This window comes from Oceanisphaera sp. W20_SRM_FM3 (genome assembly GCF_052119705.1).
GTDB lineage: Bacteria > Pseudomonadota > Gammaproteobacteria > Enterobacterales > Aeromonadaceae > Oceanimonas.
In genome coordinates this window covers 41,052-67,076 of sequence record NZ_JBGQOP010000003.1, presented here as the reverse complement: position 1 = coordinate 67,076, position 26,025 = coordinate 41,052, and the positions used below count along the sequence as shown (strand labels likewise).

Here is a 26,025-nt window from a genome sequence, read left to right as displayed (position 1 = left end):
CTCTTTTAAAAGCGGTGTTTTTGTAGAGTGCCAACTTGGCGGCGACAAAAACTGCCGAAACCCTTTGTTTTAGTAGGCGGCAACTTGTTCGCCGCGGTTTGCTTTGGTGTTGATGTAGATTTACAACCGCCAGCTGCTCTTCAATTTTCATTGAACATTAAAAATTAAGCATCCAACATTGCTCTCAAGCTCGCCGCCCTCGCCTACTTTTCCGTAATGCCAAAATAACGCTTATGCAGCGCTTTTACCTGATTCATTAACTCAGGCACAGGGCCCTCAGCCAGTATTTCTGGCGCTACCTCATTAATGGCTAACGGCTTAACCGGCGCGGGCGGCAAGCCCCATTCGTTACACCACTGAGCGAACTGTTTGCCTGAGCAAATGTATACCACGCGTCCCAAACCCGCCCAAGCATGAGCAGCCGCACACATAGGGCAATGCTCGCCCGAGGTATACACGGTAGCCTGTGCACGCTCAGTTTCGCTTAAGTGCTCAGCCGCCCACTGTGCCAACGCCAACTCAGGATGAAAGGTGGCATTGGTATGAATTTGATTATGATCTTCCGCCAACACGGCGCCTTGTGCCGACACCAAAACCGAGCCAAACGGCTGATCGCCCTCAGCCAATGATTCTTCTGCCAACACCACACAACGGCGCAAGTATCGTAAGTCTTGTTCACTTATGGTCATTCAAGCCTCCTGCTTATTTGTGACTGCTATTTGAAACTTAACCATTCTGCTCAGCCTAGTAATCAGCCTTAAGGTATATCAACACTGCCGCTGATCTTTTACCTCTACTTAATGACAGCCCTGTGACCTCAGTCACTTCGCTTAACTTCAACAGTGCCGTGTCGGCGAGCCAGAACAGAGAAAGTCCTTCTTGAGTCTGATACAGTAACCAACATCTTCTCTTTCTTAAAGCTCAACTCGAAGCCCACTATGTCTGTAGATTATTATCAGCAACATAAACATCACAGCAATCAAGAATAAAAATAACTAGTGGAGAATTAAATATGATTGTTAGTGATTCCTGTAGCCAATACTTCACATACTCAATGTTGTTCAACTGCGGTGAAACTTGGCTAAGGCTAGGTATACCCAATGAACCGCTACAGACTGCTAGTTGGCTGGCTTATCAGACACTCGCCTTAAATGTGCTAGACCCTTTAGTTGAACATTTTGGCATACCGATTATCACCTACGGTTTCTCTGGTTATGAGCTAACAAAAACTATAAAAAAGAAATCAAAGCCAAATATATCACCAGCACTGGATCAGCACTCAGCGTGCGAGCTGAACGCAAAAGGTCACTTAATCTGCTCGCGACAAGGCGCGGCAGTAGATTTATTCTACCCAAGCTTGAACAGCTTTGAAGTGGCAATATGGCTAGCGAACAACACCCCTTTCGATAGACTGTACATTTACGGTGACGATCGCCCTCTACATGTGAGCTACGGCTCAGAGCAATCACGTAAAATAGTCTTACTTGAAACAAAAAATGATCGACAGATACCAAGGTCGATTAGCTTAGAAAAACTCACAGGAATGAGTAGATGCTAAATTTTGAAAAATTTAAACAACTAGTCTCGGCTCTACCGTATAAAAAAGAGCTGCCTGATGCTGTCTACTTGCATAGAGATACGTTGCAAAGCACGGACGCTACTTTATCTGAATTTGTAATTGCTGTGGCAGCAGCATTAAAAATTAAAGATGACGAATGGAATTTAGTAAAGCTATCAAAACGAGAATTTAAATTATCTCTATTACATTACCCTGAGTTCTTCACAGATGCGTATCCTGCTATTGCCAGGAGCACTGCAGTAGATTTAGTGAAGCTAAGCCATAAAGTTACTCATTACCAAGAAAAAAATAACCCGCCTATTCTGCATAGAAAAGAAACATTTCTTTGCCCTAACCACCCTCAGGTTGAAGAGTTTACTCAGATAACCCAAGAGGGTGAAGCTGCAGGGTTATATGAAAACAGCCGAATGATCGGCTTTAGGGATTCTTGGGAAAGGTTAATAGAGCAACACGGTTATAAACTGGTAGACGGTCGTTTGTTTCGTATTTCAAGTGTTGTTACGCCACAATGTAAAATATCGGATATCGATCGGCATAGAACAGCATTGGTTCGTTATCAATTATCAGCGCCCATGAAAACATTGGCTCGCCATGGCTATCTTAACGGTGAATATAGCTTATTTGATTACGGCTGCGGCAGAGGTGATGACCTACGTGAGTTAGAAGCCCATGGCATAGATGCCTTAGGCTGGGATCCTAATTTCCTCCCAGATGCTGAAAAAATTTCTTCTGACTTAGTAAACATTGGCTATGTAATCAACGTAATTGAAGATTTAGATGAGCGAATAGAAACGCTGATCAACGCATGGGAATTGACTAATACTGTACTAGTAGTTTCTGCAATGATCGCTAACGAGAACTTTATCGCTCAATTTACTCCTTATAAAGACGGGGTTATTACCTCACGCAATACCTTTCAGCGTTATTACAGCCAAGCAGAGCTTAAAGCATTTATCGAGCAAACACTGGACAGTAATGCCATCGCTATCGGGCCAGGAATTTTTTATGTCTTTAAAGATGAACAAGAAGAACAACGCTTTCTTGCCAACCGTCAACGTCGTCATCATGGCTGGCAGCAGCTAACAGCTCCTAAAGTAAACAATGAAGAAAAAGCGCGACTATTGGTCGCTACTAACCAACCATTATTTGAAGCGTTTTGGCAGCGGGCACTCACATTGGGCCGCGTTCCCGCTAACGACGAATTTGAGCAAAGTGCTGCGCTCAAAGCTGTCATTGGTTCACACCGCAAAGCCATGAGTTTACTAGAAAAAATCTACGACATCAGTGAGCTAGAGCAGTCAAAGACTGAGCATCAGCAAGACTTACTCGTGTATCTCGCACTTAATTTATTTGGCAAACGTAAACCTTATGCTCACTACTCTACTGAGCTACAAAGAGATCTAAAAGCCCTGTTTGGTCATTATAAAGAAGCTCAAGAGCAGGCGTACGCTCTGCTCTTTTCTATTGCCGATCATCAAGCTATAGAAAGCGCCTGCCACATTGCGCATCAGCAACTGCCCGCGAGCCTAATGCACGCGGCGCACTCGTTGATCTTTCATAAAGACTATCTGCCTCAGCTCCCTTCTCTATTAAGAGTCTATGTAGGTGCAGCCTGCCAATTATATGGCGAGCTTGAAGACATCGACCTTATCAAGATCCACATCACTTCAGGAAAAGTCAGCCTAATGGGTTACGACAACTTCGAAAAACCAATTCCTTATCTCGTAGAGCGCATAAAAATAAAAATGGCTGATCAAGACGTAGATTTCTTTGACTACGTTAACGAAAGTAAACGTCCGCCACTATTATACAAAAGTAAGCTTATGTCACCTGAACATAAAGACTATAAAAAACAAATATCCTTTGAGAGAAGGTTACTAAAAAGGATAAAAATAGATATTACAACGACGCCAAACATAAATAGGCTAGAGTTCGGAACTAAATTATTAGAGAACGAAATAGTCATATCTAACTTTACAATAAAGAACAAACCTAGCTATCAATAAAGCTGATATGGTGGCAAGCTAATTCTGTATGTCCGTCTTGCCTCTTCATCAGATAGCCCTATCTCAGTTAACACATGAGAAGCAACATTCGACATAGCATTACAAGCGGAACCTTGAGACACCAACCAATGGTTATCATGATGAAAACGCTTTACTTCATCATCGTCTTTGAACGTAATATTAAAAATTGTATCAATTGGGTTCTTCCCATTACGCACATATTTATAATTAGACAATATTTTTTCTAAGTCAACAGATGAAAAACTATATGTATTAGGGAAGTTCTTTACTGCTGAGGCTAAACCTACAATAAGTGATGTAGGAGAAGTACCTCCTCTTAAGCCGCCTTCCTGCCCACCGCCATGTATTTGTGGCACTAATCCACTATCATTAATATTTCTAACATATAAAGCACCGATGCCTTTAGGGCCGTATACCTTGTGCCCAGACAAAGAAAGCATATCTATATCCATGTCATCTACGTCTAATCTAAGCTTACAAAAAGATTGCGCTGCATCAGTATGGAAAGGAATATTATGCTCAAATGCTAACCGCCCGAAATCAGCGATCGGCTGAACTACACCTAATTCATTATTAACATGATGAATTGATATTAATAAGGTATTTGGTTTTATTGATGAGGCAACCTGTTCACTGGATATCACCCCAAATTCGTTAGGCTTTAAATAAGTAACATCAAAGCCTATTTTTTCAAGAAATAGACAAGTATTAATAATGCACTTATGCTCTATGCTCGAAGTAATTATATGACCTTTATGCTCTAGGTGCCCGAACGCAACACCCTTTATGGCAAGGTTATTAGCTTCACTGGCACCGCTGGTAAAGACTATTTCACTAGGCATAGCACCTATTTTATCAGCGATGACTTCTCTTGCTAATTGGATAGCTTTAGAAGCTTTCAGCCCTTCAGCATGAGCAGCTGATGCATTAGAAAAATTTTTATTTTGCCAAGAGCCCATGTCATCTAATACTTTAGATGAAACAGGAGTGGATGCCGCATAGTCAAAATAACTCATTATGTTCGAACCCTGATAAATACTGACCTTTCGCCAGGTATATATATTTCCAGCTCATCATTACATAAAAGCTGAATATATCTATAAAGATTACCTTGTAGGAGCTTCACATCTTTTCGATAAGGTGAAGGATCATCCTTAAGAGCAGTATGGAGTTTAGCGCTTATTTCACCAAACCTCACTCCTAAAACATTATCTAATTCAACATGAGACATCAGCCACCGATAAGCTTTAGACTGTAAAAACAGAGATTTAGCTTGAATTTGACAATCATTTTTCAAATGATTGTCAATTCTTCTGAAAACACAATCTTTAATTTCGTCATTATCATCCATCGAAAGAGGCTCTGTTAACGGAAGATCAGAAACAAATAACTCATCTATATTAACTGAAGTAAAGGGCCAATCCTGATCATTAATATTTTCGTTAGATGCACCATAAATGCTATCAAGAAATAAAATCATTTCCCTTAGCTTTTCACTATCAATTAATATCGAAGAATTAACAACCTTATCGACAAACCGCGAAGACTCTAGAGTGTAGGGTAATTCAACTGCGGCTTCTATATTAGAAGTTGACCCAAGCGATAAGCCACGACTCGTGAAATTAGCGCTACCTGTGAAAAGGTAACTTTCGTCGATATCATATATTTTCGCATGTAAACTTGCATTCATATAAACCATGTAACCAAGCTCAACTAACTTTTGTAATGCTTTAATATCACTGGCTCCAACCACAAAATCAGCAGGAGTAAAACGTCCAACAAAAACAACGTTTCTATGAGAAATAGAATTTTCAAACCAGATTACAGCTTTAAAGCTTATAAATGCAGAAACAATTCTTACTGCATGCGATTCTTTGATGAGCTTAAATAGCCTATCCTTAAGCTCATCATTAGAAATCAATATCGATTTACTATTATTCATATTAAAATAATTCTACATCATCTTCGAGCGAAGGCCCTTCTAGGAACTCACTAACAACTTTCCCCCAAGAACGTCTAACTAAATTAAGGTAATTAAAGTGTTTCTCACGCTGACTTTCTTCATTCATTACTCTAGCGAAACCTGCCATAACTGTTTCCATAACCATACGTTCACTTTCTTTTAAACGTTCCATTACATCACTATAAAAAGCATGCTCAGTGTTAAAAAGAACTAAAGTTAATCCATTTTTACTTGAAACATCAAAGAAGGCATCTGAATCCATAGCAATATAATCTATATGATATCTATAGCCTTTTAATACTATATTTTCTGCTTTTTCTTGTGCTTCTTGTTCACCAAAACCTAAACCTTTTTTTAAAGTCTCTTTAACCGAGTTAATATCTAAAGGCTTATCAAAATCAGCAGTTTTATTTCCGTGATCTTCTCTATACCCTGAGCCCAATGTCGCTTTACCGGCAGGTGAATCTACGTCAATACTTGTTGTTGAAACATTGGGTTTTGCTTTAACATTCACATTCCCGACTGCTTTTTCAGCTATTTTAACGTTTTCCAAAATAGCATCAGTTACTTTTAAAACATGAATAAAATTATCTTCATTATTTAAAAGCTCTTCATCATAATCAGCTAAAAGCTCAAAACCTAAGTCCTCCGCTATTCTTGCTTTGTCATGCGGAACTAAGTTTATCGCATCTTGTTTATTATTTAATACACCAAACAATGAATCTAGACTAGGGGGAAAAGATACCTCGATACCAATAAATCTTCCTTTAGACTCTCTTAATGCTGAAGTCAAAAAGCTGTCTCTGAGAACCAACTCTCGACCCGCTCTCACAATTGAAACACCGGTGTTTTTTGCACAGTGCTTTCCCCAAATTGTATGTCCCAATGATTGGTTCTGATTTTTTAGAATTTCATTAGATATTGCTTGCTTTACAACTGAAGTTACAATTACAACATTACCTTTAACCTTAACATTTAAATCATTTACATAATCAATTTCTATTACTTGCTCATTAAGAAACTCAAAAAAAGATTCGCCTGCATAATTCCCTGGCAGAGTAGGCAGTGAAGTGTTTTTTAACAAATACATAGGGTCATTAGCTTTAAATTCAGCTCTGTCATAAACATTAAAAAAATCGGGTGATGAAAGTCTATATGTCAGCCCCTCAATCTTAATTTTTCCATCATGAATAAAGTTTCGATACATTCTGCCTACTAAATTTTCACAGTGAGTAAATATAGATTTTCCGGTCTTCCAATTAAGTCTATCTAATTGAGTCCATATTACTAATGTACCTGAATCTGGAAATGTAGGGAAAAAGGCTTTTTTATATTTCTCAGGTATATCTTTTTGTACAGGCTCAGGTACCTCCTCTAGCTGACCGTCTGCCATCATATTAACATCGAGAAAAGTAAAGTAGGGAGAAGCGCCATTTTGCCATGACCATACATCGACTCTACGGCATTGAGAAATAGAACTATTCGGTAATCCCATTCCGAAACGTCCCATTCCATCAGGATCGTTTCTATGCTCACCACCACCGAATTGCATAGCAGTTCGTAATGTTTCTGGTGACATTCCTTTACCATTGTCCCAAACAGAGATTCCTGTTACATTAAAATTCTTTCTTTTTGCAGTAGTTGATTGTTCTTCAATAAAGCCTAACTCAACCCTAGTCGCACCCGCCTGTAAACTATTATCAATCAGCTCGCCCAGTGCATAAGCTGTATTATTATATCCATTGTCACGTAACGCTTCAATTACGGTCTGAGCATGCAAAAATCTGTTAGACATTTAAAAAACCTTAAAATTTAATTAAACTACCCAAGATTGGTCCCAGTATTTAAAGGCCGTACTTATACTATTAAACTCTGGAATATCGTCATTGACATTATAAACCCAACATTCTAAATTACCATTGCTTTTCTGTCCTCTCATAGCTCGCCCTGCCATTTGTAGGTACTCAACTAAAGAATTAGTAGGTTTAGCTATTATTGAAACACTGGTATTAGGAGCATCGAAACCTGCAGTAAGAACGTTAAAATTAGTTAAAACTTGTATTTTATTTTCTTTATATTGTTTTATTTTGAATCTGCGACTTATTGCAGTGTCGTGTTTACTATCAATAGAAGCAGACTTTATTCCTAAGCAATTTAATGCTACAGCTATATATTGAGCATGAGAAACAGAACACGCAAACAATATTATCTGCCTTCCCTTGCTTGCTTCAGTTTTTATAACATCGAGAATTAATTTATTACGATCTTCATTTAAACTTAAAGCTTTAAGAGTTTCATGACTACTATTACCAACTAATGCAAAACTAGATATTTTTGAGTTTTTATAAGTCAATGACTCAAAGTTAACTTTAGCTAAGTACTTATTAGAAACCAAGTAATCTATAGGTGAAATATAACCTGAAACATCCATTGTCACTTTGCTATTATCAAAGAATTTAGCTAACCTTGCGTTTTCTTCCTCTAAGGCATCATTACCGAAAGCACGACCAGGCGTAGCTGTTAAGCCTATTAATTTGGCACTGAAACCTGGCGCATTTATGAAATCTTCTGTAATTTTTTGATAAGTCTCCGCAATAGCTTTATGAGCCTCATCAAATATAACGAGAGTAACTTTATCTTTTAATTTATTATAAAGTAAGCTTACTTTTCCAGCATCCTGCTTTCTAATAGAATTAAGAGTATGTAACCCTGCCACAATAAACCCACTATCAATACCACTCAGACTTTCGTTACTAGAAGAATAGAAACCGTATACCTTACTTTCTTTATCTCCGCATGATGACCAAGCTTTTTCAAACTCGTCAAATGCTTGTTGACATAATTCTTCTCTATCAGCCAGCCATAGCACCAGATTATGTTGTGACTCTCTTAAATGCTCAACAACAATATTCATTGCTGTTCTAGTTTTCCCTGAGCCTGTAGGCAAATGAACAAGAATTCGTTGATTTTTTTTAAAGTGAGACAACACTTTATCAGAGATATCTTTTTGATAAGGATATAGACCATAACTAGGTACAACTAATGATATCCTCTTTGGAGATTCATTAACTTTTCTTACAGATACAACCTCATCTAAAACACCTAATCGCTTTGCTAACTCATTATTATTATCTACATTAAAAGACCATTTAACTATATAATCATAATGTGAAGTTGTTATTTCAGACACTGAATCCGCCAACTCCGGAAATATATTAAGCAACATCAAGGGTGAGATTGATCTTATTAAAATATTTCTTTTTTTATCATCAAAAACAAAGTTACAAGATTCATTAATAGCGATAGATTGAGCTATTTTATCCCTTTGAAAACCCTCATTTTCAGTAACAGAGCTAATAAAACTAGCTACACCATTTGGTAACATACCTAGCAGCTGCTCTTCTGATAGCTCTTTCAAGCACTCAACTAGCATAGAAAACCCTCATAACTGTTATTTTTTCACACAATCAAGCTCAAAAAGCAACTCTAACTAAAAGTCAACTGAAATCAAGATTATTAATAATGCTTTGCTATTGATAGTACTCACAATATACGTAAAATAGCTATTTGGATAAAATCTCCAATCTCACACAGGTAAGTGCAGACAGTGACTATCGAATCGAGTAACTTAAAATTTTCCGGACATCAGACCTTCCCTGTTCGTTATGGGTGGATTAATAAGATAATTCAAGAGGTTAGAGAATGTCGCTCCATATCAAGTAAAGACAACATTGAGCAACAAATGATCTCAATGGGTATGGGTAAGAATATGGTCCTCTCTGTCCGACACTGGGTTCGAATGCTTGGGCTAGTTACTTGCACTGATAAAAAAGAACAATCTTATGCACTGACAACTTTGGCAGTAAAGCTATTCATCGGTGACCGCACTGAGGAACCTTACGACGAATATCTTGACAAAATTGGAACAGTTTGGTTACTCCATTGGATTTTACAGTCAAATACCAGCGAGTTAACTACCGGCTGCTGGTTTTTTAATTTTTTTAATAGTATTCGTTGCAGTAAAACACAACTCGCTAAAGATATAAAGCTTTCCTTGGTGCATCATGATAAATCCTTGACTGATAGCACATTAAATAAAGATATAGATTGTTTCTTACAATCTTACTCGTCAAAAATCACCAGTCAGAAAAAGATAAATGAAGATAGCTTCGCCTCCCCCTTTACTGAATTAGGGCTTATTACTCAGATTGATTCAAAGCAATATTTATCAGAGTTAGCGACGCGCAAGTCGCTACCTATTGAGATTTTTACCTACGCTGTCATCGATTTTATTAAGAAAAAATACGAAAGCAGTAGTAATGATATTACGACATTCTCTTTTAACTCTTTACTTAATGACACTAACTCACCAGGGAGGGTTTTTAGGCTTTCCGCTAACGGTTTGAGCGAAAAACTGGATGATCTTGAAGAGTTTACTGAAGGAAAGCTTGCTTGGACTGACACTCAAGGGTTGCGTCAATTGCAGGATAACTTTGAAGACATTAAAAATATCGAGCCTATTGATTACCTTAAAGAATATTATCAGAGATAAAAATGACTTTAGACAAACTCTACTCTATTTCTACTAGACACCAAAGATCGGCTCGAATTGATAGTGACTTGAGCAGTGATTTTTTTCCGGGACTAGTTTATCACGGTACAGCTCAAGCCGCCTTAGAGACACTTATTCGTCAGTATTCGCAAGCTGGACAAAGAGCTTATACTCTTACTGGTCCTTACGGATCTGGAAAGTCTACGATAGCACTGCTCATCACTGGACTTTTACATCACGACGAAAGTATTAGGTCCGCAGCATTAGACTCTATCAATCAAGAAAGCCGTCTATTATTAACAGATAGTATTGATATAAAAACAGGTTGGTTACAGATAAGAGCAACTGGCGGAGTCCGCTCACCTGTTGAGACTTTTTGGGCTGCTACAGTTAAAGCACTTGAGGAGCATCCAGCTACAAAAGTTTTACATAAAAAGTATATGGGTATAACTCCTAGCAACGAGTCAGAACTCATTAGCAACTGGGAAAATTTATTTCGCGAGTCTAAATCTTTTGTTGATGGTATATTACTTATTTCTGATGAAATGGGTAAAACACTAGACTACATCAACAAAAACAAAGGAGATCTACATCTTTTTCAAGATTTAGCAGAAATTTTGGGTCGCATTGATACCGAAGTTATTTTTCTGGGGTTGCTGCACCAATCCTTTAGTGAGTATGCAAAAGAAAGAGGTACTAAACTACAAGAAGAGTGGGGTAAAATTCAGGGCCGGTATACTGATATTTTATATAATGTATCAACCGATGAAACAGTGTCATTAATTGCGCAATCAATAGTAAAGCAATCAGAAATTGCAGATGAGACTGTATATGTAGATATGACGCTTGATGCTATATCAGAAAATAATCAAAGTGATGATTATAAAAAAAACCTGCGAACAAGGTTGTATCAATGCGCACCTCTACACCCTGCTACTTCATTATTACTTGGGCCTCTTTCTAAACGTCGGTTTAGTCAAAATGAACGTAGCACATTTGGATTTTTAAATTCATTCGAAAAAAACAGTTTCCAGCTTTTTTTAAAGTCCACTACAAATAGTAACGAGCGATATTCTTTATCAAACCTATGGGACTACCTTGAATCAAATCTAGAGCACGCTATTCTGAGCTCCCCTGATGGTCACGCTTGGGCTGAAGCTTCTGAAACTATAAGTCGTATTGATGTTGAAAACTCTACTTTAATTATATTGAAAAGTATCGCGTTACTTAATATTTTTGGTAGACAAGCAAACTTGTATGCTACGAATAAGATGTTACTGGCTATATTAGGCACAGAGAACAAAAAAGAATTAGATGCACACTTGGATTTATTGTTAGCTAATTCAGCCATCATTTACCGTAAGCACCAATCTGCATGGGTTGTTTTCGAGGGTAGTGATTTAGATGTTCTTTCCTTGCTTAACAACAAGATTGGTCAACTAACCGACAATGACGAAAGCAATGTTATTGACTACATTGACTACTCTCAACAAATAATAGCAAAGGGTCACTATCATACTACAGGTGTGTTGCGCTGGGCTGGAAAATTAATACGAAACGACTTTACTCACTCCGAAGCAAAAAACATTATAGAGAGCCGAGAAGGTGAGTTTAGTAACTTTATTCTAACAATAAACCAGAAATCTATTAGTGAAATAAAAAAAATTACTGTAGATTTTCCTTCTATTGCTATAGCAAACGCGTTTAACGCAAACGAGGTAATTTCTTATGCCAAAGAGGTGTATGCACTTGACCTACTCAGAACAGACAAAGAGATAGGTGCGGCGCTTCAGCACGATAAAGTCGCTAAAAGAGAATATGACAATAGACTATCGGATGCTTTAAGACTACTTAATGGTGTTATTGAAGAGGCCTATATTAATTCAACTTGGATAATTCGTGGTGAAATTAAAGATGTAATCCCTCTCAGTATTATGGCAAGTGACCTTGCTGATGATATATTTTTTAGATCACCTAAAATTCATAACGAATTAGTAAATAGAAATAAGTTATCTGGGACTGCAGTTTCTGCTCGAAGAAAGCTTCTAGATGCGATGCTTGATAGCGAAGAGGAAGATAGTCTTGGCATCACAGGATTCCCTCCTGAAATGTCTATGTATATTAGTTGTTTGAAAAATACCAATCTTCATTACTATAACGGTAAATATTGGGAGTTTTCTACCGCTCATGTAGATAGTAGGCTAAGCGCCCTCTTCCTAGAAACTCATGACTACTTGACTAGCAACTCAGGGGAAATGATAAACATATCGACTTTAGAAGATCGTTGGGTTTCAGCTCCTTACGGTTTAACTAAAGGCATTGTTCCCATAATTTTATTTGCCTACCTTAAAAGCCTTAAAGGAAAGATTGCTTACTACGAGAATGACTTGTCGAATGATTTTTCGTTTATTGCCGAGCCAGATTCAGACTACATCCATAAGCTACAAAGAAATAGTAAATCATTAGCAATTAAATTTATTATTCTAGCTAAAGACGATACGAAATGGGTGCAAACTTTAGCCTCATATGTGGCTACTTTAACGACGCAGCCTGTAAATACAAATTTACTTGAGGTAGCAACCCCTTTAGTAACGACCATGTATAATTTACCTAACTGGGTACGTAATACGAATAACCTTACAGAAGATAAAGCCCTGAACAAGCAAACTTTATCTATCCGAGATATGCTGTTACAAGCCAACGATCCTCATGAGTTACTGATAAAAAAATTACCTAACACCTTAGATCCGGAAAACAAGAAAACATTCGAAGAAAAAATAGATTTGTTAGAAGAGTGTATTAACATACTAAAAACTGCGCATGACAAAATGTTGAGCTCTATAAATGATAGAGTGAAATATTTCTTCCCTGAGTCTGGTGAGTCCTTGATCAGCATGTGTCAGATAGTTGAAGGTAAATCAGGCGACTTACGCCTGAAAGCTTTTGCTCGTGAATTGGGCCGCAGCCAAGCTTCAGGTTCTGTAGCTACTAAATGGCTAGAGTCGCTAATTTCTATTGTGATTGGTAGAGGTATACAGAACTGGAACGAAGGGAACCTTCTTACAGCTAAACAAAAAATAAGCGAATATGCACAAGAATTTTTATCATTAGTTAAGTTTAACTTTGATAACAATGAAAATGAGATCGGCATACCTACTCAAACGAAAACAGTATCGTTATTGCTTGAAGATGATAACGGCAAGCTTGTTAACTATAAGAAAGAGATTAGGCGAAGTGATAATACTTCATTACATGAAAATCTAAACTTTTTATCTGAGCACCTTTCTACGCTAAACGAATTTGAGAGGATTGATGTTTTACAGCAACTCTTAAAGAAAGAATTAGAGAATCAAGGTTAAACGAGGTTCGACTATGGCTACTGAAAAAAAAGTAAAGCACGTCTTAGGCTTATCAGGTGGCAAAGATAGTGCTGCTTTAGCCATTTATATGGCAAGAAACTATCCTGATTTAGAAATTGATTATTTCTTTACTGATACGGCTAAGGAACTACCAGAAGTATATGACTACCTTGAACAGTTAGAAGTGTTTCTTGGTAAGCCAATATTACATATAAACGATGGAAAAGGTTTCGATTACTGGTTAGAGCAACACAACAACTTTCTGCCTGGGGGAAGACAACGTTGGTGCACTATTAGGATGAAGCTAGAACCCTTCGAAAAATGGGTAAAACCATTTCTCGATGATGGTTATGAAGTAATTTCATATGTCGGGATACGTGCCGATGAGCCTTTACGCGAAGGTTATAAGACTAATGAGTCACAAAAATCATTAACTATAAAAATGCCTTTCGCGGATGATGGAATTAAAAAACAAGGCGTTTTAGATATTTTAGATAGTACTGGGCTAGGTTTGCCTAAATACTACGAGTGGCGCTCTCGCTCTGGCTGTACATTTTGTTTCTTTCAAAGAAAGATTGAATGGGTACGCCTTAAGGAAAGACACCCTGAAGCTTTTGAAGAAGCTAAATCTTATGAAAAAAGAGCAGATACAAGTGCCAATGGCGAGACTTTCTACTGGATGGGACCAAACGAGCCTCTCGAGACATTAGAAGATCCCGCTAGAATTGCGCAAATAAAAGAGAACCATCAGAAAGTAATTGAACGTTTTGAAAAAAAGAAAGAGAGAGAACGTAAAAGAAAATTAGGTATGCACGCTATGGTAGATGAAAGTCAATTAATTGATACTTTAGACATGGATGCAATGTATGACGACGAAGAAGGCGGCGGAGCCTGTATTACGTGTTATAAATAGCATTCAAAATATATTTAAATAGCCACTGCGAGCAGTGGCTATTTTTATAATATAGTAATTATTACATATATAAATACTTCACTCACAGCGCACTAGCGGCCAAGTTTTATCGCCGTCGCGGGAGATTACTAAGTATTTATTGTCGAAGCTCCTTAGCTCAAGAGTCTCACTATGGCTGTCGCCCTCTTGCATGCATTCTAGACTTACTTCAACGTTGCTTTTGGTATGTTCAGTGACGGCTTTTACTTCACAGTGATTTTCATACCCGTCAACTGTGGTTGCTGAAATAACAGCACCCGTGTTGGGTGTGCCCATCTCAAGCAAAGCTTGGCAAACCTCAGACTCTTCCCAAAAGCCGTGGAATGAGCTTGGGATATTTGTGGTTACAGCTTGTAATGCCGCGCTAAAATTCAAAGCTACGAATAGCGTAATGGTGGTTATTTTCATGCTTTACTACCTCAAATACTAAGCCGTTGGGCATTATTTAAATAGACCGTTATTTTAGCGACTATTTGTAGCAAGATTACCGTCTTTAAACCAGCATTTTGGCACCAAGCATAATGTTGGATGATTAATTTTTAAGGTTTAATTGAAAAATAGTATCTACCGTTCAATAACCGTTGCCACCCGAGCATGGGAACAAGATTTAACACACATAGCTGTAATTGCGGCTTTAAGCGGCAATTGTCACAAAACGACACCGCCTTGCAGACGGCTTACAGCCTGTTACTTAGTCACATCTTTTTGTTGTTTTTAATGGCTATATCAGGCAAAACGCACAGCCCCTCCGACACGCCGTAAATACTTCCATGTAGGCTCAAGCCGCGCCATCCTTGGCGCGGATGGTCGGTTGAGCAGAGGCGTTCTGCCTTCCCGTTGGCTCCAGAGCAGGCTGTTGGCACTATCAACAGGCTTCGCCTCATCACAAGAGGTGCGGGCATTGTCGAAGTCAACCGTCAAATGCCATGGACGGCATTTGCCGAGCGCCGCATGGATGCGGATTAAGCGAGTTGACGGAGGCAAGCCTGCGGCCTCTTCGCGTTTTACATACTTGTGACTAAGAGACAGGCTTACAGCTGAAAGCTGATGGCTCCTAAAAGGCCTTATCTGCTTTTAGCTCTTTGTTGGCGCTGCGCTTTGCGCTCTTGTTTATTGGGCAGATGTTCACGTTTATCCAGCACACTTTTTAGGTCGCGATAGGCATTCTTCCACACTTGGGTGTCTTTAAAACGGATAGGCGTAAATAAAGAGGCTTTATCTTGCATGGTGATCGTAGAGGTTGCTGCGCATTTGAGTAAGGCTTGGCGGCGGCTCATTAGAGTGCCGGTGTGCATGGCTTCGAGCTCGGCTAGTGTTTTAGCTGCTATGCCGTGAGCCGAGCTTAAATCAGACATGAGTTAAATCAGACATTGAGCTTGTGCGCTCCTGTTAACTTAAATAATGAGATTAAGCGCCTTTTAATGCCGCAATATCACCGACCAGTTTGCGGTTATTGGCAATTTCAAACTTGGCTTGGTAAGAGGCGATGTAATTAACGATATCTTGGCTACCCAGCACGGGCACATTGGAGTCATTATCTATGTTGGCCGCTACATCTTGATGGCTAAATAGCACCACGCCTTGGATCCAGGCCCGCGAGTGTTTGGCTTTTAGATCTTTAGATAATAACCACACCAAGCGTTTAACTTGAGAAATGGGGTTGCGCATGGTTTTGCCATAGCGATTGCCGCCGCGACTGGTCTTTTCCACTCGCCATTCGGCATCACTGTCTGAGCCTTTAATGCTGCCGCTGTTGTGTTTTACTTCAATTATAAATACCGCGTTGGGCCCGACGACTATTACGTCCGCTTCGTTAAAGCCGGTACGTGATTTAGCGTTAGGAATGTCCACTTGGTTATATACAGTAAAGGTGTCTGGCAGCTGCTTTAACAGCTTGATCACTAAGTCTTCGCCCGCGGCACCCGCTAATAAAACGGGGTTGCTCTTTTGTGACCACCACAAGCCGGCGGTTAATAGCAAAGCTAATGGTGTGGCGGGTAAATAAATCGCCGACACCACAAAGGTGATCCCCAAGCCCACCATCAGCACTAAGGTGCGATTGGTATGTTTGTAGCCGTGGGCGTCGCGGGTAAGCTTATTTGCGGTAACGTACTCAAAGTTGGCCAATGCCTTGCTCCTTCAATCGTGAGTTTTTAGGCAATTTTGCGTGCTCAATAATAGCAAGTTACTTGAATGAGTAAAGTCAGCTTACAAGCGCCATGGGTAAATGCTTTGCTTGGTGCTTGGTTTAGTCGCCTTGGCATTCAAGATGGCTCTTTAAGCGTGCATTAAGGTATTAATACTTCTGTATTGGGTAGCAGCGCCTGTAGCTTTTTTTGTAACGCGGCTTTGGCCTGTGTTTCACCGTGCACCAGTCTAATTTGCTTAAGATGAGGATAAATAGCAGTAGCAAAGGCGATCAAGTCTGTTTGGCCTGCATGGGCCGAATAGCCACTCACTTGGTGCACCTTGGCACGTATGGGATAACGCTGGCCATCTAGCTCAACCCATGGTGCAGATGAGGTTGAAATTTCAGGCTGAGCTTGTTGGTCTTTGATAGCGAGATGACTACTGGCTGGAGCAAAGGCGGATCCATAATCCAATATCGCTCGCCCCGGTGTGCCTTCGGCTTGATAGCCGACAAACAGCACATCGTTGCGGGCCTCAGGCAACAAGGCTTTTAAGTAGTTCACCACGCGCCCGCCGGTACACATGCCGGATCCGGCCAGTACGATATAAGGCTTATGATTGCGCGCTAAAAACTGCACCGCCTGTAAGTGATCTTGGTGGCTATCCACTACCGTCATCTGTTCAAACGCCAAAGGATGGCGCCCTTCGCGTAACCTAGCTTGCGCCTCAAGATTCCAAAACGGCTTTAGTTTGCGATACAGCTCAGTAAAGTTAGCCGCCAAAGGTGAGTCGACCACGATTTCTAACTCATGCCAAGGCAAACCTAGGCCGGCATGGTCTTGGCCAAACTCACTGATAAGGCTTTCAATTTCATACAAGAGATCTTGGGTGCGCCCTAAGCTAAACGCCGGGATCAATAAGGTGCCGCCATCTTGCAACGCATGTTCAATGGCCGCTTTTAAGCGCAAGCGGCGGTCAATTCGGCTGTCGTGATCTTTATCGCCATAGGTGCTTTCGAGTACTAGCACATCGGCGTGAGCTGGCGGAAATGGCGCCATCAGTAACGGCGAATGAGGAGCACCTAAGTCGCCACTGAACACTATGGTTTGGCTGGGCGTGGCACATTCTACATAGGCTGAGCCTAAAATATGGCCGGCGCGCTGTAAGCGAATACGCAGTGCCATGCCGGCTATTGGCTGCCATTGGTCAAACGGTAGCGGCTGCAGTTGTGTCTGCAATTTTGCTAATACGCCGGCAATAAGCGCTTTATTGTTGGTAAAACCAATTTTAAGCGCATCTTCTAACATGGCCGGCAGCAGTAAGGCCGACGGTACCGAGCAATAAATGGGGCCACTAAAGCCCGCCGCCAATAAATAAGGAATGCGCCCAATATGATCGATATGCACATGAGTAACGATTAAGGCGCGAATATGCGCAATGGCAAAGTCTATCTGTAAGTCGTCGCGCTTATCTCGGCCTTGAAATAAGCCGCAATCGATTAATACGCCTGCCTCGCCCACTCGCAATTCGTGGCAAGAGCCGGTGACGCCAGTAATGGCACCGTGATGTAAAATATTGATTAATTGATTCATAAACGCATTCTCCTTATTACCGAGCATGGCGGTAAATGTCGCAATTGAATCCACTGTAGTCAGGTGTAAGTATATAGGTAAAAAGCCGCCTACTGCGTTTACAGTGACGGCGGCTGAAGATGGGGCTATGTTACGGCCTGTGAAAGAAGGTTACGGCCCGTGAAAGAAGGTTACGGCCCGCAAAAGCCCTTAGCTTAACCCCAATAATGCTTACTCAATACCAGGGGTTACCCATTCGCTATGGCCAGCATCGCGCTTAAGCTTAAAGGGCGCCACTATGAGTGCGAATACTAAAAACAACCCCAAATAACCAATCAGCGGATAGAAGAAAGCCACTAATTGAGTGAAGCCGGCAAAGCTGGCGATAAAGCCAATCAGCAAGGTGGCAATACTAAAACGGTTGGCCGCTGGGGTACGCATCTCAACGAAGCGCGCCACAAAGGCATAAAACATGCCGGCACCTGTGCTAAAAATCATGCCAAATAACACCAAAGACATGCCCACGGCCAGCCAAGGTGAAATACCGTCGATGATTCTTAATAACGGCAGTGCATAGCCACCAATATTGTCGATTTGCGAGAACATGGCTAAATGGCTGATCATAATCAGCACCCCAATGCCGGCACCGCCCAGCAAGCCGCCCCACTTGGCTATTTGCTCATTTTTTTCGGCGCCGCCCATCACCAAGGCCATGGCCGCCCCTACCGCAATATTAAAGGACACATAGTTAACCGCCGACACCAGCCAGTGCGGCAAGGTAGACTCTATGCTCTCAGCAATGGGCGCCAGCTCGGCAAAGGTGCGGTCCATGGTCAACAGGCTATAGCCACAAATTAACATCAGCGCCAGCACCAAAAACGGCGTAATGCTGCCAATCAGCGCCACCACTCTTTGTACCTTGAGCATGAGCGTGGCACCCATTAATAGCGTCATTACCACGCTGCCCACATAAGCCGGTAGGCCAAATTGCTGATTAAGGATAGAGCCGGCCCCCGCTATCATGACTACACCCACGCCAAACAGGGTAAAGATAATGATGTAGTCAACAATCACCCCCAGATGGCGGCCACTCACTTGATAAATGACGATTTTATGGGAGTGCGCCTGAGTACGGCTGCCCAGTAGCGTCAACATCATGCCCAAATAGGCGAATAACGCGGTGGCGACCACAGCGGCGGCTGTGCCCATATGGCCAAAACTGGTGAAATATTGCAGCACCTCTTGGCCTGAGGCAAAACCGGCACCGACTATGATGCCAATAAAGGCACTGGCCATTCGGCAAATTTTCCATATCATCGTCTAATAATCCCTTAGATAAATAGCTAAACGCAGATAGCGTGTTTAGTTCAAAGATACTGTTGCAGCATCCTTAATGCGCAAGACCTTAACAGAGTGCAGAGACAAGCCACATCCGACCTTAGTGGGGGTGTGATACAAGGCAGCGGATGGGATCCGCTATTACTGGGAACATTAACAACTCGGCCCCGGGCTCTAAAGCCCGGGGCCGAATGCAGAGCCCAGCAGTAATGGTCAGCTCGTGGGATCAGTCCAGCTGGCGGTGCTGTTTTTTTCGCCACTCTCGCAGCGTGACCAACAGCAGGGTAAGAGCCGTGATTGGGATCACAAAGAACAACATCACAATACTAAATCCGGCTTGGGCGCTGTGGTGGCTGCTCAGTAGGATCAAATACAGGGTGTAAGCCACGTAATAGCCCAGCAACAGGGCTCCTTCTTTGCGGCTGATGGTGCCGCCGGTAAAGAAGATCGGCAAGCAAGCAAAGGCCACTGCCACCATTACCGGTAGATCAAAACCGATAACGGCGCTAGACACCTCAATGCCACCGGGCGCTATCATGCTGGTTAGGCCAAGCACGCCCATAAGGTTAAAGATATTGCTGCCCACTACGTTGCCCACCGCTATGTCTCGCTCGCCGCGCAGGGCGGCAATAAGAGAGGTGACCACCTCTGGCAGTGAGGTACCGGCCGCCACTATGGTGAGTCCGATAATCGAGGAGCTAACACCTAGGTGCTCGGCAAAGGTAACGGCGCTTTCTACCAACCAGCGAGCCCCGAGCACTAATAACAGCAGGCCACCGAGCACCAGTGCAATATTGAGTAGCGGCTTGGCTTGTGGCTCGGGTTCAGTGGAAAATTCGCCGGCGTATTCGGCTTTAACTGCGGCGCTTTCTCGGCGACTTTGGTACAAAAGCCAGCCAATATAGGCCAACAATCCTGCAAACAGCACGCCTCCCTCAAGTGGGCTTAGCCGTTGATCCAGCGCAAAAAACAGCACCAAGCCCGACACCGCCACCATCAGCGGCACATCCAGCCGGATCAGCTGTTGCGCGACCACTAGCGGTACTATGAGTGCCGACAGCCCCAGAATAAACAGCACGTTAAAGATATTGCTGCCCACCACATTGCCCACCGCTATGCTGGCTTGGTCTGACAAGGCGGCCTTGATGCTCACCGCCAGCTCTGGCGCACTGGTGCCAAATGCCACCACGGTTAGCCCGATGACCAAGGGCGATATGCCAAATGATCCAGCCAAGCGGGAGGCACCTTTAACCAGTACTTCGGCCCCCACCACCAACAACACAAGCCCTGCCAAAAATAGCAATATCGCCATGTATACCTCAAACAAGATAACGGCACCTGTGCCCGCAGGGTGCGCTCTATTCTGGCGTTCGGTTGGCAATGTCGGCATTAAAACTGACCGCCATTAGCGCCGACTGGGCGGAAGGTACGGCTATTCTGGGGCCATATTAATGTTAAGCGCAATGCCCCACCAAAAATAAATATTGGGCAACTCAACAGGCGAACTATGGAGTAAATCGGCGGGGGGTAGCGTTAATGATTGTAGGTTTGGCACAAAACAGATATACCGCTGTTTATTGAGAAATATGGATGGGTGAAGCTGTGAAAAAATTATTGATCATTTGTGGTTTGGCCCTGTTACTGGCGACTGTGTTTAGTGTGGCGGTGCGCCCCGTTCCCATTGAGCAAAAACTGATACAGATCCAAGCCGCCGATGTGCTGAAAGGGTTTCCTGGCATAGAAGAAGAGCCGGTTAGGATTCAGGCAATACTGTTGGATCTGGCCGAGGATCCGCTGCTGCGGGTAAAAGCGCAGGCGGCGTTTATTCGTTACCCAGACATGGCCCGCAGTGTGTTTTCGCTGTACGGCAAGGAGCCTGAATTTCAGGAGATTTTGCGCCGCTATGGTGAAACTGTGCTGCCCCCTATCCATCATTTTCAAACTCGCCCCATCTACACCCTAGAGCTGATCAATCAGGCGGACCAAGGCTATCAGGCTATCAAACAGTTTTTTAGCGGTGTACCAAAAAACGCCGACACCCCAAGCGCAGCCCAAGATCAGCATCCGAGGCTTTCTTCGGAGGAGCGTGGCTGGTATGCCGTTAACTTCATTAAGAGTGAAGGGCATGACTTTCTTGGCCAATTTGTGGTGGACGACCAGGGTCAAACCCAATGGGTGGTGACCGAGCGCATGCTGGAAGGAGTAAACCAGTTTTTTACCAGTGGCATTCGCAGCCTAGAAACCAAATACCGCGCGGGTGAAGAGCTCACTGCCGGTGACTTTGGCTGGGCATCGGTCGATGTGCTGATATTATCCAGCGCCGTAAAAGTATTGAATATGGGGCGAGCGGCGGCGGTCACCACCCAAAGTGCCAGCCGAGCCAGCCGTTCGGCAGCGCTGGCAGCTCGAGTCACACAAGGCGGACGTATGGTGCTAAGCAGTGCCCGATATGCTAAGTGGCCCTTGGTGTTAGGCACCGGCTACCTGATGATTGCCCACCCCAGCTTGGTTAGTGACTTGCTGGCGGGGGTCGCGGATGTGCTGGGCTACCCCGTGCTGGCCGTGCAGCTTGTCGGCTGGCTGTTGTTACTGATCCCTGTGCTTTACCTTGGCAGCTGGCTGCTCTGGCTGTTTGGCCCGCTGCTCATGATGTTGTTGCGGGCAACTCACTTTATGCTGGCAAGACTGAGTGGCAGAGATCTCACTTTAGTAAACCGTAATAGCGGGCGAGCAATGAGATAGGCGGCTGGGCGAGTACCGAGAATAAACAGATGCAGGGCTTATGTTGGCGTTCAGGCCGGCGGGGCATTCAGGTAACCACCGCCCACATTGGCATGGGCACCAATAAACCAGCGTTGTTCAACCACTAATTGCTCGGGCTTTTTTTGGCCGTTAGGGCCAGTCCAAGGCACGGTATCGTACACGGCTCTGTGCTCGTCTAGGGCGATAGCTTGATAAGCCCGCTCCACTATTTTTGACAATTTAGTGTCGTGCCAAGAGTAAGTGCCATCAAACAGCAGCACTAATCGCTGTGGCTGATAAGACATAGGCAAGCTCTTCATTTATATGCTTACACAGAGCCTATGTCAGTTGGCAAAAAATGCCGTGCCGTACTTTGCAAAAGACGTCGCACTTGTAGCCGGTACTGTTGTTAAACATCCTGTTTTGTAGCCCGCGGTCTTTTGTAGCCCGCAACTTGTTCGCGGGGCCTGCGTAGCTGGATTTTAATTACCAAGAACAACACAAGACAGTGGATTTAAAGATTTACGCCTGCGACCTAATGCGAGAACACCTCTTGCCATAAACAAGTCGACTACAGTACGAAAACAATCGAGATCCTGAATCGAGTTCAGGATGATGGCAGAAAAAACGCCGAACTGGCGGGTTCGGCGTTTTGGTTTAGCTCGATGCTTGGGCTGGGCGCTCGGCGCTGCTTTAAATTAATCCAGCGTTTGTACGCCGCCGCCATTAACGAACAATACTTGACCGCTCACCCATCGCGAGATAGGCGCTGCAAAATATAATACGGCGCCGGCTATGTCTTCTGGCTCCCCTAAGCGCTTGAGCGGTGTGTGTGCCAGCATGGTGCTTTCTATTTCGGGCGTTAGCACCGAAGCCAAGGCATCGGTACGCACGGCACCCGGCCCCACCGCATTCACGCGAATGCCGGCTGGGCCGTAGTCAAAGGCCAAGTTGGCGGTCATGTGATTGATGGCCGCCTTAGAAGAGGCATAAGCGCTAATGGCTGGGCTTTTATTGATTGAGCTCATGGACGACATATTGATAATGGAGCCATAGCCCGCATCTTGCATGTGCGGCGCGCACAGTTGCGCCAAGCGCCAGTTGCTAAAGACGTTGAGCTGAAAGGTGTGGGCAAATTGCTCCACGGTTAAGGTGGCTGGGCTTTCACGACCGGCACCGCCGCCGCCCACGTTGTTGACCAAAATGTTAATTTGGCCAAACTCGGCCAAGGTAGCAGCCACTAATCCCGTTAAGTCTGCGTCTTTAGTCACATCACAGGCTACGGCTTTGGCCTTGCCGCCGGTTTTGCGAATAAGTGCGGCGGTTTCTTCGGCAGCTTCAAGATTAAAATCGGCCACCACTATGCTGGCACCAAACGCGGCCAGCATTTGGCTGCAGCCTTTACCTATGCCTTTGGCGCCACCCGTAATAATGGCAACTTTACCATTGAGATCAAACAAGCTTGCTGGATTCATCGTTTTTCTCCTCAAGTGCTAAAAAACTTATTCGCAACGGAATCCGCTGAACCAACGGAAAAATAGGGATAAAATCAGAAAATAAACCTATTGGTTATTCAAACTAAGCCTTTAGGTTGTTGGGCATCAGCTCTATCCTTAAAATATTTTGGTACTTACCGACTTTATCTCATCTTAATTTTCCGCGCCTTGCGCGTTCTTCCGTTGCAAAATGTTTCATCTTTATGGTTTAGCTAGCAGGTTAAGGCTGCGCGGCTGACTGCTTCATCAGATAGTCGGCAACGGCTTGATACGCGGGTAGCGAAGTGGCGTCGTTGGCGCCATTGCCCGCTACTGGATGAGATGCAAAACGTACCAGCACCATTTCGGCTGCAGGGTCGATATAAATAGTTTGACCATGGACCCCACGCGCGGCAAAGGCGCCGTTTTTATTGTGCGTAACCCACCACATATCCCGATACGACCAGCCTTTTAGCTGGCGATAACCGGCTTTAGCAAACGCGTTTACATCGCCGCCTTGTTGAATATCTTTAATGGCGGCAGCCGGAATAATTTGTTCGCCCTGCCACAGGCCTTGATTGCGGACAAGCTCGCCAAAGCGCGCCATATCGCGCAAGCCCGCACTTAAGCCGCCACCGGCGAAGGGAATGCCTAACTCATCCACTTGATAATAGGCATCTTGCTCCATGCCGATACGTTGCCAAATCTTTTCCGACAATAGCTCAGCCACAGATTTATTGGTGACCTTAGCAATAATCCACCCTAGCGCATCGCTATTAATGGTTTTATAGCCAAAGGCCTCGCCATGCTCACCTTGCTTTTTCACTTGCTTCAAATATTCAAAGTAACCAACCGGCCCCGAGTAGCCCTCAGCCTTGGGTAATGGATTACCCGCTGCGGAATAGGCCCAAATTTCGGCTTTAGGATCTGCATAGTCTTCGCTGTATTTTAGGCCTGTGGTCATGTCCATGACTTGGCGAACCGTGGCGTCACCAAAGGCGGAATCGCTCAACTCAGGCACGTATTCGGCGACTTTTTTGCTTTCATCCAGCACGCCTTCCGCCACCAAGATGGCAGCCAAGGTGCCGGTAAAAGATTTGGTCACCGACATGGCGGCGTGCTGCTTGTCGGCCGTTAAGGCCGCAAAATAATCTTCATACACTATCTGGCCTTTGTGCAAAATCACTATGCCATCTGTGTAGTTATGCCATAAGGAGTCAACGAAGCGCATCGGTTTACTGCCGTCAGTTGGCGTAAATTCCAATTGGCTGATGGCATTGCTCACCATTTTGTCGGTGGTTTTGGGTAACGGTTGGCTTTCCTTTATGCCATGTGGCACACCCACAGTTGGCAAAAATTGGCGCATATGGACCACGCTGTAGCGCAACGCCGGAAAGGTAAAAAAGGAGCCGTCGGCGGCTTTTAAGCGCTTATCTGGCGGCGGCGGAAAGCCTTGCATCCAACCTAAGGTGTTGGGATCACTGTCTTTGGCAGACAGCAAAGCGGGAGTTTCTATCGCAGGCGCGGTGGCAATCGCCTGCACAGCCGTGCTCGCCAGCAATAACGGCATCATGGACAAACATGCCAAGCCAAAGCGGCGCTTAATGCCGATAGATGTACCACGCAGAGATAAACAGTTCTGTACTGCTCTTTGATTAGAATTTAACTCGCTCATTAGCGCTCCTGCTATGGCTTAGCTCGATAAACGTAGCTTGATAAACATTAGTTCAATAAACATAACTCGAGAAATGAGTTATCTAAGGTCTGGTAACACGTCGGCAATAGTATGCAGTCAGCTTACACTAAAGTCGTATGCGCATAAAAAATAAGCCTGCCCATTTTGGGCTTAGGCAGGTGTGACGAGTTACGAGGCGAGTGCACGCTGCGCCTTGACTGGCTTACATGATGCACAACTAACGCAGGCCCAGCATTAATGACGCCAGATTAGTAATCCTCAAACACCTGCACCTGCTGCATATCTTCATCACTAAGCTCGGCGCTATAGTGAATGGTTCGCGTGAGGGTTTCGTCCATGTACTCATTTTTCAGATTCACGGCTAAGTCTGCGCGACAGAGTAAACCGCCGGTTTGGGTGTCATTTTCTAAGGTTTGGATATCATGCAATTGATACGAAATGTCAACGCTGTCATCTGCTCCTGCCTGCTCAAGCAAGGTGCGATGTACCGCTTCTTTAACTAAGGAGGTGGTTTGAGCGCCATCACAGGCCAGCACGGGCGGATCTTCTGAGCAGCCACTGAGTGCCCACAGCACACCTAACGCGGATAATAGTGTTCCGTATTTCATTGTGTTTCCTGATTATTTAATGACTCGTTTATA

At 43.4% G+C, this 26,025-nt stretch carries 21 protein-coding genes; 6 read left to right on the top strand and 15 right to left on the bottom strand.

Features of this window, described 5'->3' with window-relative positions:
- Positions 1-203: 203 nt before the first annotated feature.
- Positions 204-689: a nucleoside deaminase gene (locus tag ACEN2G_RS02855; RefSeq protein WP_442019954.1), complete on the bottom strand. Its 486-nt coding sequence runs from the start codon at positions 687-689 to the stop codon at positions 204-206.
- A 323-nt stretch (positions 690-1,012) separates the two neighbouring features.
- Here ACEN2G_RS02855 and ACEN2G_RS02850 point away from each other — a divergent pair, with 323 nt between their 5' ends.
- Positions 1,013-1,558, top strand: coding sequence for a hypothetical protein (locus ACEN2G_RS02850; protein WP_442019953.1), 546 nt, complete (start codon positions 1,013-1,015; stop codon positions 1,556-1,558).
- Positions 1,552-3,585 carry a DNA phosphorothioation-associated putative methyltransferase gene (locus tag ACEN2G_RS02845; RefSeq protein WP_442019952.1) on the top strand — a complete coding sequence of 678 codons (2,034 nt, stop codon included), beginning with the start codon at positions 1,552-1,554 and terminating at the stop codon, positions 3,583-3,585. Before ACEN2G_RS02850 ends, ACEN2G_RS02845 begins: the two co-directional genes overlap by 7 nt.
- Here ACEN2G_RS02845 and ACEN2G_RS02840 read toward each other — a convergent pair.
- Genes ACEN2G_RS02840 through ACEN2G_RS02825 form a run of 4 tightly spaced genes read right to left on the bottom strand, consistent with a single transcriptional unit; the run spans position 3,579 to position 9,002 of the window.
- Complete coding sequence (locus tag ACEN2G_RS02840; protein ID WP_442019951.1) at positions 3,579-4,622, bottom strand: cysteine desulfurase family protein; 1,044 nt, start codon at positions 4,620-4,622, stop codon at positions 3,579-3,581. The genes ACEN2G_RS02845 and ACEN2G_RS02840 overlap by 7 nt on opposite strands.
- Complete coding sequence (locus tag ACEN2G_RS02835; RefSeq protein WP_442019950.1) at positions 4,622-5,548, bottom strand: phospholipase D-like domain-containing protein; 927 nt, start codon at positions 5,546-5,548, stop codon at positions 4,622-4,624. The genes ACEN2G_RS02840 and ACEN2G_RS02835 overlap by 1 nt, the downstream gene beginning before the upstream one ends.
- 1 nt (position 5,549) lies before the next feature.
- Positions 5,550-7,364 (bottom strand): ATP-binding protein, encoded by a 1,815-nt coding sequence (locus ACEN2G_RS02830; protein ID WP_442019949.1) that lies wholly within the window; start codon positions 7,362-7,364, stop codon positions 5,550-5,552.
- 21 nt (positions 7,365-7,385) lie between these two features.
- Positions 7,386-9,002, bottom strand: coding sequence for a DEAD/DEAH box helicase (locus tag ACEN2G_RS02825; protein WP_442019948.1), 1,617 nt, complete (start codon positions 9,000-9,002; stop codon positions 7,386-7,388).
- Positions 9,003-9,176: 174 nt separating this feature from the next.
- On the opposite strand from ACEN2G_RS02825, the gene ACEN2G_RS02820 reads away from it, so the two are divergent.
- The 3 genes from ACEN2G_RS02820 to ACEN2G_RS02810 are packed head-to-tail and all read left to right on the top strand — an operon-like array spanning position 9,177 to position 14,393.
- Positions 9,177-10,121: a DUF4007 family protein gene (locus ACEN2G_RS02820; RefSeq protein WP_442019947.1), complete on the top strand. Its 945-nt coding sequence runs from the start codon at positions 9,177-9,179 to the stop codon at positions 10,119-10,121.
- Positions 10,122-10,123: 2 nt separating this feature from the next.
- Positions 10,124-13,480 (top strand): hypothetical protein, encoded by a 3,357-nt coding sequence (locus ACEN2G_RS02815; RefSeq protein ID WP_442019946.1) that lies wholly within the window; start codon positions 10,124-10,126, stop codon positions 13,478-13,480.
- Between the two features lie 13 nt (positions 13,481-13,493).
- The gene (locus tag ACEN2G_RS02810; protein WP_442019945.1) at positions 13,494-14,393 is read left to right on the top strand and encodes a phosphoadenosine phosphosulfate reductase domain-containing protein; all 900 of its coding nucleotides are present in this window, start codon (positions 13,494-13,496) and stop codon (positions 14,391-14,393) included.
- A 78-nt stretch (positions 14,394-14,471) separates the two neighbouring features.
- Here ACEN2G_RS02810 and ACEN2G_RS02805 read toward each other — a convergent pair whose 3' ends face one another.
- The 6 genes from ACEN2G_RS02805 to ACEN2G_RS02780 form a co-directional block, all read right to left on the bottom strand.
- Positions 14,472-14,840 (bottom strand): hypothetical protein, encoded by a 369-nt coding sequence (locus ACEN2G_RS02805; protein ID WP_442019944.1) that lies wholly within the window; start codon positions 14,838-14,840, stop codon positions 14,472-14,474.
- A 656-nt stretch (positions 14,841-15,496) separates the two neighbouring features.
- Positions 15,497-15,787 (bottom strand): hypothetical protein, encoded by a 291-nt coding sequence (locus ACEN2G_RS02800; RefSeq protein ID WP_442019943.1) that lies wholly within the window; start codon positions 15,785-15,787, stop codon positions 15,497-15,499.
- A gap of 52 nt (positions 15,788-15,839) precedes the next feature.
- Positions 15,840-16,559 carry a nuclease-related domain-containing protein gene (locus ACEN2G_RS02795; protein ID WP_442019942.1) on the bottom strand — a complete coding sequence of 240 codons (720 nt, stop codon included), beginning with the start codon at positions 16,557-16,559 and terminating at the stop codon, positions 15,840-15,842.
- A gap of 161 nt (positions 16,560-16,720) precedes the next feature.
- The gene (locus ACEN2G_RS02790; RefSeq protein ID WP_442019941.1) at positions 16,721-18,154 is read right to left on the bottom strand and encodes an MBL fold metallo-hydrolase; all 1,434 of its coding nucleotides are present in this window, start codon (positions 18,152-18,154) and stop codon (positions 16,721-16,723) included.
- Positions 18,155-18,364: 210 nt separating this feature from the next.
- Positions 18,365-19,450: a YkvI family membrane protein gene (locus tag ACEN2G_RS02785; protein ID WP_442019940.1), complete on the bottom strand. Its 1,086-nt coding sequence runs from the start codon at positions 19,448-19,450 to the stop codon at positions 18,365-18,367.
- A 247-nt stretch (positions 19,451-19,697) separates the two neighbouring features.
- Positions 19,698-20,861, bottom strand: coding sequence for a calcium/sodium antiporter (locus ACEN2G_RS02780; protein ID WP_442019939.1), 1,164 nt, complete (start codon positions 20,859-20,861; stop codon positions 19,698-19,700).
- Between the two features lie 212 nt (positions 20,862-21,073).
- On the opposite strand from ACEN2G_RS02780, the gene ACEN2G_RS02775 reads away from it, so the two are divergent.
- Complete coding sequence (locus ACEN2G_RS02775) at positions 21,074-22,213, top strand: hypothetical protein (RefSeq protein WP_442019938.1); 1,140 nt, start codon at positions 21,074-21,076, stop codon at positions 22,211-22,213.
- A 50-nt stretch (positions 22,214-22,263) separates the two neighbouring features.
- Here ACEN2G_RS02775 and ACEN2G_RS02770 read toward each other — a convergent pair whose 3' ends face one another.
- The 4 genes from ACEN2G_RS02770 to ACEN2G_RS02755 form a co-directional block, all read right to left on the bottom strand.
- Positions 22,264-22,518, bottom strand: coding sequence for a phospholipase effector Tle1 domain-containing protein (locus tag ACEN2G_RS02770; protein WP_442019937.1), 255 nt, complete (start codon positions 22,516-22,518; stop codon positions 22,264-22,266).
- Positions 22,519-22,911: 393 nt separating this feature from the next.
- Entirely contained in the window at positions 22,912-23,688 is a 777-nt protein-coding gene (locus ACEN2G_RS02765) for a glucose 1-dehydrogenase (protein ID WP_442019936.1), read from the bottom strand.
- Positions 23,689-23,929: 241 nt separating this feature from the next.
- Positions 23,930-25,363: a serine hydrolase domain-containing protein gene (locus ACEN2G_RS02760; RefSeq protein WP_442019935.1), complete on the bottom strand. Its 1,434-nt coding sequence runs from the start codon at positions 25,361-25,363 to the stop codon at positions 23,930-23,932.
- A gap of 269 nt (positions 25,364-25,632) precedes the next feature.
- Positions 25,633-25,992, bottom strand: a complete 360-nt coding sequence (locus ACEN2G_RS02755; RefSeq protein WP_442019934.1) for a hypothetical protein — start codon at positions 25,990-25,992, stop codon at positions 25,633-25,635.
- Positions 25,993-26,025: the final 33 nt, after the last annotated feature.